This is a genomic window from Enterococcus sp. C46 (genome assembly GCF_040887565.1).
GTDB lineage: Bacteria > Bacillota > Bacilli > Lactobacillales > Enterococcaceae > Enterococcus_B > Enterococcus_B lactis.
This window is the reverse complement of record NZ_JBFOGA010000008.1, coordinates 18,166-32,159: the sequence shown is the minus strand read 5'-3', so window position 1 is coordinate 32,159 and position 13,994 is coordinate 18,166. Positions and strand designations below refer to the sequence as shown.

Here is a 13,994-nt window from a genome sequence, read left to right as displayed (position 1 = left end):
TCCCTACTCTAATGCATCTTCTAAACTTAATTGCGGATTTGACGGCAACACCTGGTTGTAACTATTTACTCGATCTAATTTAGCTAATTCCTTTGCTGCAGCTAATTCATTAGGATTCAACTGCACACTAGGAAATATCATTTTTTTCGTTGATGGATCAGATTTATCAAATCTACCTGCGTTAGCAACATTGACTGTTTCTATGTTTTCTACATTTTGAGCTATTTTATTTGCATCGGATACGCTATTTACAATGACAAAAATTCGTTTGTCGGCTCCTCTTGGATCATTGAATATATTGATAGCATCATCCACCGAACGAATCAATAGTTTCATTCCATTTGGTACAGCCATCTTCAATGTCATTTGCATGACCTCATTTTTTGCTGCTTCATCATTAGCAACCACTAATAATGGCGCATTTAATTCTTTCGTCCAAACTACAGCTACTTGACCATGGATTAGTCGATCGTCCACACGTATTTGAGTTATCATTCTTTTTTCCTCCTTATTTTGTATCAAATTACTATAATAGTTTCTTCTTACACTTTTGATTTAAAAAAATATCTCTTCTGTAGGCAAATCTGTTGATACTAAACGAACCTGGCTTATCTCAATTGCTTCGTTTATACTTTGTTTTGTAAAGACCTCATTTTCCGGTGTTAGGACTAAAGATAATATAATTGCTAAATTACTATTAGAAATGACAAACAATTGATCTTTTTTTTGTTTTATCATTTCTGCTACCACTGTTTGATTTACACTTCCGCCAAACAGATCGGTAAAGATAATTCCTTGTTCTCCTTCTTCGATAGAATCTATAAAGTTAGAAATGATGGGCGTATAGTCTTCATTTGTTAAATATGCATTAATGACTTCAAGTTCTGCTCCTTTATCAGCTAAAATCGCCATTGAATTTTGAAAGCCGCTTGCTAGTCGCCCATGTGTTGCAACTAAAAATTTTTTTTTCATATTTTTCACCTCACTTTATATTAAGCAAATACTATGCCAAAAAATAAAAGTATAAGAAAGTCCCATTCCTTGAGCTTTCTAATACTTTTCAAACTGTTTAAACAGTTTGATTTACTTCTAAACAGATGCTAATAGGTGATAGAAAGCTTGATAATAAATTTGTCTAAACCAGTACTTCGAACCTAATTAACTATACAGATGCGTTTTCGCTCATGTTAACTTTCATTCAATATATGAGAGAAAGCTCTATTTTCATAAAAAATTTTGAGGTAAAACTACTAATAAACCAAAATGTAAAAAATCATTTTTATTATCCTGAAAGATGAATCTTCTTATTACAAAAAAGCCACTTTTCTAAGTGGCTTTTGAACAGAAGGTCATTATCATAATCATAGGAGAATGGTTTAGTGCTAGCAGAATAATGATAATGAGAAGAGTACTATCACAAATACTCCTGAGAATAGTTTTCAAAAGGAAAATAGTTGTCAACGGTCTGTGATAGTGACTTAATTATGTCACGATAATAGAAATAAAAATAGTTTGAAAATTTTACTGTTTTTAGAATTTTTTTAAATATTTAAATAAAAAATATTCTCTTAACGGTTGTTGAGACAGCTTTTCATAATGATTTCGTACTATCATTTTTCTTCTTTATTTACTTTATAAACGGTCTTTAATTATCTACCTTAGTTACCTGCTCTGAAAGTAATCAGCTTTCACTTAATTTTTAAGGATGTACTTTAATCATTTCGCTTTCGGATATTACTAAGGAAGGAGAAAAAGTGATTTTTCATTAAAAAAACTCATTACAGGTTTAAACCAAGTTTCTCAGATGGATAATAAATTAAATTATCATTACATTCCATCATTTAAACTTTATACGTATGTTTATAAGATCATAAAACGTATATTAGAGAGATTGTTTTACTAAATAAGTTTATTCAATTAGAATAAAATAAAAAAGGAGGTTGACTTATGAGAATCATGAAGAAAGCAATTGCTATTATAATCCCCCCTGTTCTGAGTTATTTTGTCGCTTTTTTAGGTTTGTTTATTTCCATTTATTTAAAATCCGTTTTTTTTGAACAACTATTTCCAAATCTGCAAGGAAACCAATTAGTTAGCTTGATACTTGATGTTTTCTTTTTTTTAATGATTAGTTTCTTTTTTGTAGTATTAACTAAGTTAATATATAAAGATATCAGAATATTAGGTTTTTCTAAAAAAGATTTCTTAAAAAAGTTTATCTTAGGGTATTTAATTGGAGGTCTCTTAATTGCTTTTATTGTATTCGGCTATATATTAATTGGCGGAGCTGATTTCCAAGAAGTTTTTGCGAAATCTTCTTGGTCTACATTACTAATAAGCATGGTGTTTTATCTAGCTCAAGGATCACAAGAAGAAGTAATTAGCCGAGGATTTGTATTAGGTGGGATCGCGAAAAAAACTAATCTTTTATGGGGAGTGGTAGTAAGTAGTTTATTTTTTATGTTAATGCATCTGAGCAATGCAGGAGGATTTACGCTAGAGTTGATAGATTATTTTTTAATTGGTATGGTATGGGCTTTATTAAGAATTCTATTTTCTAATACTTGGGTTGCAGCGGCTTCTCACGGCGCCTATAACTTTTTTATGTCTGACTTTTTTGGTTTGGCTAATTCTACTCAAGATAGCGAAGGTATACTTTTCCAAACTATCTATCATAGCTCAATTGATTATATGAGCATATTCGTTTCTTTATTTGTTTTAATCATACTAGTTATATTGATATGGCGCAAAAGAGATATCTTTAATAAGCCATTACAATTGGAGTGAAATATTTTCTCAAAAAGCAATCTAAGAAATTAAGGTTACGTATCAATTTGATAACGTTAGGAAATGTTGATCGAAAAATCCAAGAAGTATTATATTGCAAAAATTCTCCCTCTCAATAGTTAAACTAACTTTTGAGAGGGAGAATTGTATAGATTACTTTTTGACAATATAAAAAAGAATAGTGATTTTTCTCTAACTATGAAATCCAAGGTTACGGATCACTGACCTTTTCAGTAACAATGTAAGTAAGATAAAGATTTATACTATTTTAAAACGTAAATGTAATCCATAATTAATTTTCTTTTATTTGTTTCTCCCATAACTGTTTTGCTACAGGGATATTGCCTAATTCCGTCATGTTAGAAGGTAATATAATGGTATTTGTTTGACTAGAAACTACCTCTTTAAATGCTTCTATTCCTAAATAAGATAAGGATACCTCATCGAGTTGACTATTTTTTATCGCTTCATTTAAGATTATTATTCTTTTTTTCTCTGCTTCAGTAATTTTTTCAATACGATCAGCTTCTGCCTCTGCGTCAATACGAATGCGCTTTGCTCTTGCTTCTGCGTCAATTTGGGTTTGTTGTGCCCTTGCTTGTGCATCAATGGTCATTTTAGATGCATTAGCTTCAGCATTAAGTACCGCAGATGATTTCTCACCTTCTGCACGAGTAATCATTGATTCTTTGTCTCTTGAAGCTGTTATCAATTTGTTCATTGATTCAACAATTTCTTTAGATACTTTTATTTCCCCAATATTAATTCGATCGATTGCCAAACCATAGCCAGAAGTAATATCTTTAATTGAAGCAAACAAAGAGGCATTAATTTCTTCAGTACCATTCAATACTTCATTTAGCTCCATTTTCCCGATAATTCCACGCAAATTCGATTGCGCATCTTGGATCATTGATACTACGGAATTTTCATTATCATAAACAAATGCTCGAACATCTGTAACGTGATATTTGATAGCTTCGTCGATCTCAACCATTACATTATCTTTTGTAATAGCACTTTGAGGTTCTATTTCTAAAGGAATCTGTTTTAGCGATACTCTTTCGCGCACAGTATATAATATTGGAATAAGGAAATGTAATCCTGGCTCCAACGTTTTTACATACTTACCAAAACTTTCTACTACTTTTACTTCCCCTTGACGTACAACAACTGCAGTACTAGTCAATAACCAGATAAGAAAAGCTACAACAAATACTCCAACGATTATTTTCACAACCAACATTCTATATACCCTCTTCCGTTTACAAATAAACTATTATTCACTCTTGTAAGAAGCACACCGGACTGAACATCTATGATTTCTAGCATAGCATCCTTTTCAGGGACTCCTTCTATTACACGGTATTCTGTATAAGTACCATAAACACGAATAATACCTAAAAATTGATCAGTAGGTGAACGAAAGTACTTTCCTATGACCTTATTTTCTAAATAATCTGCCATATTCTCCTCCTTTCCTCTTATTATATATTAAATATTAAAAAAAAAATCCCAAAAAATTTAATATGGTCAGGATTAGAATTAAAAAAGTTAGAAAATTAGAAAGAATTGTTTAACAGAGATGGTAATAGAATAATACTGCAAAGCATTTATACATTGATGATAGCATGAAGATTTCCATACATATTCAATGCATGGACTTCTTAAACGCTATATACCCGTTTTCCTCATCCAGCTCGCCCTTATTTTAATTTGGCGCATCTTCAAAATTCCATTTTAATATACCACTGTAGATGCCTACGTTATCCGAAGGCTGTAGTTTCAAATGCAGTTTATCAGATAGATCGACTTTTGCATTCCCACTATCTTGCCAAATAACTTGTTCCGTAGAATTTAGATGAACTTCTTTCCCCTCATACGTCGTAAAAGATAATCGGTCATTAAGTTTATCACCTTGGCTATTCATTAATGGGGTTTCTTCAGACAGTTTAATGGTCCACAAGCTCTTATCTAATTTACTATTGTCTTCTACTTTAAAAATATTTCCTTCTTCTAGCGAAGAAACAGTATTCATGGATGGTATTTCTTTCACTCCAAAGTTAATATCTTCAGGAAGTGTGAGTTGGGGACTTGGTTCCGTTTGAATCGTTCTTACTTCCTCTTGAGAAACACAGCCTTCTTCATCTTTTAAATAAAATGCGACTTGTTGACCCAACCATTTTTCTGGTGCTTTAAAATGGAAAGTACGATTCTTTACTGTTTCAGCCGCTTCAGAATATTTTTCCAAAGTTATTTCTTCTTTCCCACATTTAGCCATCAAATAAATCTTTTCGTTAGCTTTATGTGAAAAATCAAACGTAATTTCTCTATCTTTAGTGAAGCGAGATACGTATAAGGGATCTTCTTTATCTAGTAATTCAAATTGTATGGACTTGCCTTTCTTATACCTATGAACAATCGTCTGTTCATCTGGTAAATAAATTCCTGTATCTTTGGAACTGTTTTTTATAGGATAATATCCTTTTATTTCAGGATAATCTTTTGAAACATCATACGGAGTGGTGACGATTCCCTCTTTGACTAAAGGCGACTGTAGGATATTATCTTTCTCATCAAGAAAAGGAATGATTATTTTACCTTTGTAATTTACAGAACTTTTCCCTGATTGTTCTCCTAGTGGTTGATCATTGAGCAATGTCTTTATGTCGAATGGTAATGGTAACTTTTCATCTTTAATCAGACCGATGTCTACAGGATAATCCGTTCCTTTCCAGTTTAGTTTAATATCATATAGCAATACCGTATCATATAAACGTTTGTCATTTAAATTGTTTATCACTAAAGCGACATTACCGTTTGGTTCATTGCTTGTTTTAAACAAGTCTGTTAAATCATCACCATTGAGATTAGTTACTTTTGCTTCCTTAAAAGAATATTGATGGGTCGAATAAATTTTTTGTAAATTAAAACATAACTCCATTGATTTATTTTTTTCCCATTTTTCTATATTAGGAATCGTTTGCTGTGCGCTTAAATAAATGTCCTGATTTGCTTTCTCAAATGAAGAATCTACTCCATAAGCTACAGGAAACTCTGGTTCAGCTAAGAAGTCCGTGACATAACCTACCGATGAAGTGGTGGCATCATTATTGTGAACAACAAAACTCACTTTATTAATAGGATTAGTGGTTAATTCTAGATCTTGTTTCGGATCACGCCACGGAATCCCTCTCGTTATATTTTTAAAATACACCCAGTAATCATTTGCTCCGCCATCCCAAGTATCATACAAAATATGAGTAGGATTATTAGCATACAATCCCTTGATCACAGTACTTGGAAATAAAAAACCAATATACTTATTAGGATTTAAGCCATAATAATTAAAAGCAGTCTCTACTGTTATTGGCTCATTGTTTTGATTTAGAAATTCATAGGTTACTATCATTTCACCATCAATATCAATACCCAGAAAAAAGCTTTCTGAAAAGAAGAGAGAACCACCTGCCAAATTGTCTTTATTTCTTTCTATGGTAACTTTTAAATTAATCTGTTCACCATGATAATATCCTACATTTTTAACTAGACAACTACTTACATTAGTACTTTTATCCACTGTTAAGTAATGTTCGTAAACTTTACCAGAAATCGGTACCACTTCAGTTTGTTGCCCGTGATGCATGATAAATGTATTATCTGCTGGTGTTTTTGACTGGTTTGCCCAATGAAAATATCCTAAATCAGTTAAGGGTCTCGGAGCAGCTTCTACCTTTCGAGAAGCAAAAAATAAAATTCCACCAAAAATAAATAATAATGCTATAAACTTTTTACTATTTTTCATTTTTTTCTCCGTAACGATACGTCTTTTTAAAGAATAAAATAACGAAATAATCAATAAAAAACTTATACCTATTATACCGATAAATCGATTCTGTTCTTCACTTGTTTTAGGCAACAGTCGGTTATCTTTTCTTGATGAAATCTTATCTAAATTGTCAGAAACAACTATTTTATTCATAGGTATCACTTTGTCACTAGACTGATAAAATGTAATTCCTACCCTACTAGTTGTTTGATCATCAGCTGCTGCAGACACTGGGATTGCCGCCCCAATCAGCAATCCCAGGCAAATAATTGTTAAAATTTTTTTCATTTTTGTCTCCTTTCTACATCTTTTATACAATTATTTTTATAGAAAGTTATCCAAATCATCTATTTTATATATGAATTATTCACACATTTTTTAAGATCGTTTCCCCACTTCACAATCTTAAAAAATGATTCGAATACTTTTATGGATTTTTTCGTCGTAACTTAGTAATATACCCAATTAAACTGATGATAATGATCAAACAAAGAACTAAAAGAATATAGAATAAAGAATGATCCTTATTTTTTTTATTTACTTCCACTGCATCTTTGTTGAGCGTTTCGTCCTCTCCTTTGATTACGAATTCTTTATAGAGTGTCCATTTTTTATCTGAATCATCTTTTAACTGAATACTTAATTCATAGGTTCCTTTTTTCAGTGGCTCATTATTCAAATTAAAAGGAATCTGAAATTGTGTGCGTGGTGCAAAAGACACTTTTTGGTTGAATTCATGTAACGCTTCCTTTTCCCCTTTTTTCTTGATAACTGCATGTAGATCCATTTTGCTTTTAAGCACCGGCTCCGAATTTTCTAAATTGGCAAAAAGAGTCAAATAGCCATTCTCTAATCCGGGTTTAACCTTCGTTAAAGCAAATTCTGGTTCCACTTTTTTATCTGAACAAACTAGCTTTACACCGATTGTATATGCAAACTTATTCTTTAGACTAAAACCTTCATTTTTTTCTTCTTTTCCTTTTGTATCTTCATAGCAATAAAATCCTCCTAAAATGGTTCCTTCAAAACCTTTCTCTGGGATTTTCAATTGAAAGGTCACATCACGTTCCTCAGAAGGCTTCAATGTGATCGTCTGTGATTTAGAAATTAAATCCTGGAATACAGGTTTTCCCAATAACTTAGCCTCATGGTTAGAATAATCGATTGCTCCATTTTTATTGGTACAAGCATTATTGGCTTCTACCACTACTTTTATTTGTTTGGCAGTAGTGTTTTTCAATTTTAGTGATAAATCTTGCGTAGCGCCAGGTGTCACCTTTAGATCATAATAACTTGCTTCTGACTGCTGATTATCTGGTAAAATAGCTTGTGCATCAAAAGATACCTTGTTTGAATCTGCGAATATGTTTGTAGACAAATAGAATAAAGCAAAGAATACTATACCAACAAAAAAGAGGGGAAAGCTTCTCCCCCACCCTTTTCGGACATTATGCTGGAGCATCAGACAACACCCAAGTCAAATCAGCTGTATAGCTTTGTGCTTCTACTCCAGCTCGTGGTACATGAAGCTTCACGTTTTCATTATGCCCATCTTTTCCTTCAAAAACTGCAGCAAAAGCTCCGGCTCCCTGTCCTTTTTTAGCAAGCATCACGTCTTGATAAGCTTCATTTAAATCAAAAGTTTGATTGGCTAATTTAGGAGCTTCAGAAGTATTATCTTTAGTTACTATCCGACCATTTGTCAAAGACATCTTCGCTCCAGTTAATTCTTTCCCATTTTCTCCAATAAATGGAGAAATGGTAACTCCCAATGTCCAGCCTTTTGCTCCTCCACGAGTATCGTTTACTTGTACATGCGGTTTTTTATTCAATGCATAGTAATCCGTATCTCCCTGTTGGATTTCTTGTTGGCCAAATGTGATATTAGATGCAAATGGAATCGATAAAGAACCAACGTCTCCTGTACTTGGATCATCATCGTGCGTGTCATCTGGCACAACTGGTGTGACATCTGTTCCAGATCCTTCCGTCAAAGTAACGTCTGTCTTATTAGTTGTCCCTGATATCATATCTGCAGAAACCATACTTCCCGAAGCAGTTACTGCTAACAAACCTAACGCAGCAGTTGTGATCATTGTTTTCTTCATTTTATAATTCCTCCTAAATAATAATAGATCTAATTTGATCCAAAATAATTTTGACATGTCCAGTACTTTTTATCTAGTTCAACTATTTTCCAAAATAAAGAAAAAATTAGAAAGCAAACTAGATGATTCATTCAAATAAGCTAGCTTTTCTTCATAAGAAAGCTAGCTTTTTTCTTTTTTTAATTGATAAATCGTTTTCTCAAACAAACGCCAGTTTCTTTCGGTAGGTATATTTTTCATTAACAGTAACGGCGTTTTTCCAGTGTTGATGTAGTAATTAGAAATGACCAAATCTACTTCAGATATATTTGTCCTGTAATCATAAAAAGCAAAAACATAAGAATGCCCAAAATACAAATTAATTTTATTCATTAACCATAACCGATGCGTATGGTGTAAATCATCTTGTATTAAAATCTTAATCGGTTTAACATTTGTTAAAAATAAATCATAATAATCTAACACATAATAATAATCCAAAAATAATTGTGCCCAGTTTTCTAATTTCTTTGATACGTCCAAATCCGCATTTGCTTGTAATTCTTTTTTGAGTTTTTCCATTATGTGATAAGTTCGAGGTTCTTCTTCTTTCATTTCTTCGATATACGTACGATTAAAAAAAAGATCTGGATTACCATAAAATAGATAACTTCTTTCATGAAACGCAATAAAATTGAATATGAGTTCTGGATCCTTTATATCTAAAGAAAAACGGAACATGCTTTGTAAAACTTTCTCCAAATTCTCAACTGCTCGATAAGAACAAGTATTTTGTCGCTGATGTGCATATGCATGACTATTTTCATATATTGCATTTCCATCAATTACTCCAAAAGAATAAATTATTCGATAAAGGAAACACAGTTCATCGCTGTTAAAAGAAAGATTAATTTGTTTTGACCACTTCTTCAAAAGATTAAAATGCGGATCATCTGAGATAACTGATTTATATTCATTATCTACTCGTACTTTTCTAAATGAACTTCTTTCTATATTAATGGCTAACCAAAAAGAAAATACACGTTTTTGAAAAATAGTTAACGTAATATCATAAATCCTCTCAAAAGCAACTATATACTTCTCTATTTCCTTTTGTTCGATATGAAATGGCCACTTATCACTACTTTCACGTGTAGAATTCCAATAGAAATAATAAAAAAAGCTACGAATGTTTGCCTCTGATGCATTCAATTCTAACTGAAATGGATGAAATGTTATATGATAACGCCTAAAATATGGAATTAAGAGCTTCGCATATCTGAAAACAGTAGATACACTAGTAAATTGCTCTTTAGCAAAATCTTTTAGAACACTTCTAGGATATTTATACATAAAATCAATCAAATGATAATTATAGGAAGCTTTATAAAAATGAAGATAAATATTATAAATAGGAAAATCTTTCTCTTTTTTTATGAAAAAGCGTTTATTATCTTCATTTTTCAGAAGGATATTCCCATTATATTGCTTAAATAAATCCTCTAGTTCTTCTATATAGTGTAAGACTGACTTCTCCGTAACATTAAGTAAATTTCTAAGTTCTTCCATTGCACACCAATTGTCTTTTTCTAACAAATAATCTAATAAAACTACTTTTTTGAAAGATGTTTTAGTTAAAAAAGTTTGCATCATTTCACCTCAATAAGTTACTTTTGTTTATTTTAATCAAAGAATAAACTTCTCTCGCTCGACTATAACTGATCGAACAAAAGAAGCCTTTTAATAAATATAATCTCACTTACATACATAGGCTAGTTATTTGCTTCTAGCTTATGACAAGTATATAAACGGATATCGATTTCATAATTGTTTTATCTTAAACATTATAGCAGTAATTGTTTTTATTTTTACATGAAGAATTATTATAATCTAGTTTAATTTTTTTCTGAAATATAGAATAAAAATAAAAACATCTTTTCATTTTGAGTTATTAACGGAGATGTAAATGATTAACAATATGTAATTTAATTTTTTATTCCTGCATTAAGATAATTTGATTGTTAATTAAAAACAAACGTAAATTCGTTATTTTAATTCCTATTTATTGTGAACATATCCAATTTTTAACACATAGATATTTGTATAAACATTCTATGAATGCGCTTGTATTTAATTTAGAAAGTGTTACTATCTATTTAGGCAAATTTTTGCTAATATTTTGTTTTTTCATTTACCATCTGTAGAAATCATTTAATGATTTCTATCTTCTCCTTCCAACTTTTTTGATGATGCATCATAAATTAACAGTGCATTATCCATCTTTTCCATGTTAAAAGAACTAAGAGTCAAGACATCATCTTGATTCTTAGTTCTTTTATTTCTTCTAGAAAATAATTGTTAGCAATATAGTTTATATTTTTAAATACTAAACCAGTAGCTTCTAGTTGCTTTCCTGCTTAATAGTCCATATTACTCAACGTAAAAAATAATTGATTGTGGACATTGCTCATCCACTTTATATCCACAACTTTCTTTATAATAGGTATGATAATCACTCTCTATCATATTAATTAACTCTTTTCCCCCGCAAAATTCTTCAATATCTAAATTAATAAATTCCTCCAAAAGGGAAAGCTTAGAGTCAATCGAAAGCATTTTAGGTAATATAGTCCAAAAATCATTATCATCATTTTTACGTAGTGTATAATATGTTTGCTTTTCTAGATTTAATACATAATTATATGCATCATAATCTCCCTTTTTTTCAAAAAAATTTTTCATATTTAAAAATCTACTCACAAATTTTTTCTTGAAATTATTCATTTTCTCACCTCTATTTATTCTTTTACTTGTCCACAGCATAACTGTTGAATAGAGTAACTAAATTCAAAAGCTATTATAGTATAAAAATACACTTTTTGTTGTTCAAATTTTTCATCTAATCTGTGCAGTAATTTTGAACTCTATATTTTTTGATATTTAATGCTTAAGCAATCATTTAAAAAAGGCTGTGACACGTCTTTTGTCACAGTCCCTTCTAACATTATATTACTATTATTTATTCACTGCATCTTCTTAAGAATAAAACATACTTGATCGTTTGTTTCTTTACTAACAGCCTTCTTTACTTGGTTCCTACGATCCTTAATTTTATCTAAGCTGATTGCTTGTAACCATAAAACTTCGATCAGAACATACATCCTAGTATTGTCGTCTCGCTCATGTTCTGTATAACAAAGAGGATAAATCCAAAGCGATTTCTTTCCAAGAAGCTCTCAGTTAACGACCTCGATCATCTCTTTTTTACCACGAATATTAAAAATTTCCTCCTCTTAAACACCGTTTATCATATGAAGTATTTTTTATTTAAATTGATTCATAGGAAAAAGTAAGGTTAACACATGTAATCACTACCTTATTGAATAACTGAAGCAATATACTTTGCATAAGCTGTACGTCCACTTTCATTCAAATGGGTTTCATCATCATAAAAAAACTCAGGATGGTTTTTACTTTCACTATACCAATCGATCATCGTTATATTAGAATACTGATTTGGCAATTTAGCTAATGTGGCATTTATCGTATCTTGCCAGCCAGTCGGAGCTTTTATATTTACCCAGTACACTTTTTTATCTTTGAGCAAAGACATGGTTTGTTCTATAGCATCATCTGTTAACACACCATTGGTTCCTAACCCGATCACTATTTGTCGGTAAGAAACTAAATCTTTATGCTCCTTTAAGATTTCTGGTAACGCAGTGATTTGTCTTGACTCTTTTGCGTCTACCAATGCTTCTTTTGGAAAAGTCTCTTTCAGTTCCTGATACGCCCCCAGCATAACAGAATCTCCGATAAATAATATTTTTTTCTCTTGTGACAACTGATTTTCTCCTGCACTTGCTTTACTAGAATTTTCTTTTAATAAACTTTGCAACTGATTTTGGTCAGCAGTCAACCGATTGGCTGGAGCACGTAATACCAGTACAGAAACTCCGATCATCATTAGTGCCATAGCTGTCCAAATTTTGGGTGATCTCATCTTCTGCACTCCTTTTCTAAAGAAAGTAATCATGAGTAATGTACACAAAAACACAGTGAATAAACTTGCGATATCCAAATATTTCAAATGATAATGTTTGAATAGATTTGTCAGAGCAATCAATACTGGAAAATGCACCAAATAAAGCTCATAACTGATTTTTCCTACAAAAGAAAGTTTTGTACTAGCGATTTTGGTTTTTTTTGCAATATTTACATCATCGACACTGGCTAACAATAAAGCAAAACAAATACTGATCAGTAGTTCATTTAGTGTATAAGGAAAAATCGGGAACAGAATCAGACAAAGACTAGCTAGTAATAAAAGCCAGATTTTACTAAAAGTGTTTTGTTCAAAGAAACGGCCAATAGTTATTCGATTAAAATACCCCCAAACTCCTAATAAAAATGGAAAAAGTTTAGCCACCGTATGATAATATGCCTTAGCTGAAGGTAAAAACAAACTAAAAAGAATAGAAACAAAAATCAATGTATAGATTAAGTAAAACACTTGTTTTCTCCTCATACGTTTAATGACAATAAACAAAAATGGCCAAATCAAATAAAATTGTAGCTCAACGGAAAGCGACCAATAATGTTTAAATAAAGAAGCATTAAAGTAAGAGTCGAAATAAGATACGCCTTGATTCAGCTGCCACCAATTGTTATAGCCAAAAATCAAACTAGGTAGCTCACTACGAATATTTCCTATCAATCGAATGTTGCTGATCCCCAGTATGAAAATGGATACGACCAAAGAAAACAGTAAAAATGGATAAATACGTTTGATACGCTTATAGTAAAAATGTAGAAAATGAATTGTCTGTTTTTTTCATCTCTTATCGTATTTTTAGCCATTAAAAAACCAGAAACCACAAAAAAGATCGTTACTCCTTGCAATCCGCCTGGTAGCTTACTATTTGGCAAATGATAAAATATCACTGCTAAAACAGCTATGCCTCTAAAACAATCGATTTCCTTTGAATATATTTTTTTCATGTATCATCAACTTCCTTCTCTTCATGGCATTTTTTAATCAAACATATTCTTCCGTATCTATTTTTTCATTTTTCTATTCATTTCACCTTGTTTTGTAAATTAACAGTTAAAAGTATCTAAAATGTATCTTTTCCCTATCAATACTCGTTGAACACAAAAAACATGAACATAAAATATCCGATTAATTATTTGTGCGACAAAAAAAGGTGGTGACAAAGATATGTCACCACCTCAGACTGTAGACAAAGAAAAAAATTTCTTTGTTCTACAGTTTTTTTGTTTATTCTCAC

Annotated in this window: 12 protein-coding genes; 1 reads left to right on the top strand and 11 read right to left on the bottom strand. The window is 31.2% G+C overall.

Annotation, left to right across the window (positions count from 1 at the left end; all coding sequences use genetic code 11):
• Positions 1 to 3: 3 nt before the first annotated feature.
• Positions 4 to 495, bottom strand: a complete 492-nt coding sequence (locus AB3I27_RS11180) for a PTS sugar transporter subunit IIB (protein WP_002320347.1) — start codon at positions 493 to 495, stop codon at positions 4 to 6.
• Between the two features lie 60 nt (positions 496 to 555).
• Positions 556 to 972, bottom strand: coding sequence for a PTS mannose transporter subunit IIA (locus AB3I27_RS11175; RefSeq protein WP_049142212.1), 417 nt, complete (start codon positions 970 to 972; stop codon positions 556 to 558).
• Between the two features lie 975 nt (positions 973 to 1,947).
• Here AB3I27_RS11175 and AB3I27_RS11170 point away from each other — a divergent pair.
• A complete protein-coding gene (locus AB3I27_RS11170) occupies positions 1,948 to 2,787 on the top strand; it encodes a CPBP family intramembrane glutamic endopeptidase (RefSeq protein ID WP_180811641.1) in 840 nt (279 codons plus the stop codon).
• A 292-nt stretch (positions 2,788 to 3,079) separates the two neighbouring features.
• Here the strand turns inward: AB3I27_RS11170 and AB3I27_RS11165 are convergent, their stop codons facing one another.
• The 9 genes from AB3I27_RS11165 to AB3I27_RS11125 form a co-directional block, all read right to left on the bottom strand.
• Complete coding sequence (locus AB3I27_RS11165) at positions 3,080 to 4,033, bottom strand: SPFH domain-containing protein (RefSeq protein ID WP_065772726.1); 954 nt, start codon at positions 4,031 to 4,033, stop codon at positions 3,080 to 3,082.
• The gene (locus tag AB3I27_RS11160; protein WP_002320351.1) at positions 4,021 to 4,254 is read right to left on the bottom strand and encodes a hypothetical protein; all 234 of its coding nucleotides are present in this window, start codon (positions 4,252 to 4,254) and stop codon (positions 4,021 to 4,023) included. The genes AB3I27_RS11165 and AB3I27_RS11160 overlap by 13 nt, the downstream gene beginning before the upstream one ends.
• Positions 4,255 to 4,498: 244 nt before the next feature.
• Positions 4,499 to 6,904 carry an LPXTG cell wall anchor domain-containing protein gene (locus AB3I27_RS11155; protein ID WP_235688762.1) on the bottom strand — a complete coding sequence of 802 codons (2,406 nt, stop codon included), beginning with the start codon at positions 6,902 to 6,904 and terminating at the stop codon, positions 4,499 to 4,501.
• A gap of 139 nt (positions 6,905 to 7,043) precedes the next feature.
• The gene (locus tag AB3I27_RS11150; RefSeq protein ID WP_104771488.1) at positions 7,044 to 8,078 is read right to left on the bottom strand and encodes a DUF916 and DUF3324 domain-containing protein; all 1,035 of its coding nucleotides are present in this window, start codon (positions 8,076 to 8,078) and stop codon (positions 7,044 to 7,046) included.
• Positions 8,065 to 8,724: a WxL domain-containing protein gene (locus tag AB3I27_RS11145; RefSeq protein WP_104771487.1), complete on the bottom strand. Its 660-nt coding sequence runs from the start codon at positions 8,722 to 8,724 to the stop codon at positions 8,065 to 8,067. Before AB3I27_RS11145 ends, AB3I27_RS11150 begins: the two co-directional genes overlap by 14 nt.
• Before the next feature lie 162 nt (positions 8,725 to 8,886).
• Entirely contained in the window at positions 8,887 to 10,353 is a 1,467-nt protein-coding gene (locus tag AB3I27_RS11140; RefSeq protein ID WP_222896838.1) for a helix-turn-helix domain-containing protein, read from the bottom strand.
• A 780-nt stretch (positions 10,354 to 11,133) separates the two neighbouring features.
• Positions 11,134 to 11,487 (bottom strand): hypothetical protein, encoded by a 354-nt coding sequence (locus tag AB3I27_RS11135; RefSeq protein ID WP_002309671.1) that lies wholly within the window; start codon positions 11,485 to 11,487, stop codon positions 11,134 to 11,136.
• A gap of 592 nt (positions 11,488 to 12,079) precedes the next feature.
• A complete protein-coding gene (locus tag AB3I27_RS11130) occupies positions 12,080 to 13,462 on the bottom strand; it encodes an acyltransferase family protein (protein WP_235688761.1) in 1,383 nt (460 codons plus the stop codon).
• Entirely contained in the window at positions 13,417 to 13,704 is a 288-nt protein-coding gene (locus AB3I27_RS11125; RefSeq protein WP_002320556.1) for an acyltransferase, read from the bottom strand. The genes AB3I27_RS11130 and AB3I27_RS11125 overlap by 46 nt, the downstream gene beginning before the upstream one ends.
• Positions 13,705 to 13,994: the final 290 nt, after the last annotated feature.

Excerpts from the sequence above, each read along its gene's own strand:
- AB3I27_RS11140 (WP_222896838.1), bottom strand. The coding sequence starts at position 10,353 with ATGCAAACTTTTTTAACTAAAACATCTTTCAAAAAAGTAGTTTTATTA.
- AB3I27_RS11165 (WP_065772726.1), bottom strand. The coding sequence starts at position 4,033 with ATGTTGGTTGTGAAAATAATCGTTGGAGTATTTGTTGTAGCTTTTCTT.
- AB3I27_RS11160 (WP_002320351.1), bottom strand. The coding sequence starts at position 4,254 with ATGGCAGATTATTTAGAAAATAAGGTCATAGGAAAGTACTTTCGTTCA.
- AB3I27_RS11135 (WP_002309671.1), bottom strand. The coding sequence starts at position 11,487 with ATGAATAATTTCAAGAAAAAATTTGTGAGTAGATTTTTAAATATGAAA.
- AB3I27_RS11145 (WP_104771487.1), bottom strand. The coding sequence starts at position 8,724 with ATGAAGAAAACAATGATCACAACTGCTGCGTTAGGTTTGTTAGCAGTA.
- AB3I27_RS11180 (WP_002320347.1), bottom strand. The coding sequence starts at position 495 with ATGATAACTCAAATACGTGTGGACGATCGACTAATCCATGGTCAAGTA.
- AB3I27_RS11155 (WP_235688762.1), bottom strand. The coding sequence starts at position 6,904 with ATGAAAAAAATTTTAACAATTATTTGCCTGGGATTGCTGATTGGGGCG.
- AB3I27_RS11175 (WP_049142212.1), bottom strand. The coding sequence starts at position 972 with ATGAAAAAAAAATTTTTAGTTGCAACACATGGGCGACTAGCAAGCGGC.
- AB3I27_RS11125 (WP_002320556.1), bottom strand. The coding sequence starts at position 13,704 with ATGAAAAAAATATATTCAAAGGAAATCGATTGTTTTAGAGGCATAGCT.
- AB3I27_RS11170 (WP_180811641.1), top strand. The coding sequence starts at position 1,948 with ATGAGAATCATGAAGAAAGCAATTGCTATTATAATCCCCCCTGTTCTG.
- AB3I27_RS11150 (WP_104771488.1), bottom strand. The coding sequence starts at position 8,078 with ATGCTCCAGCATAATGTCCGAAAAGGGTGGGGGAGAAGCTTTCCCCTC.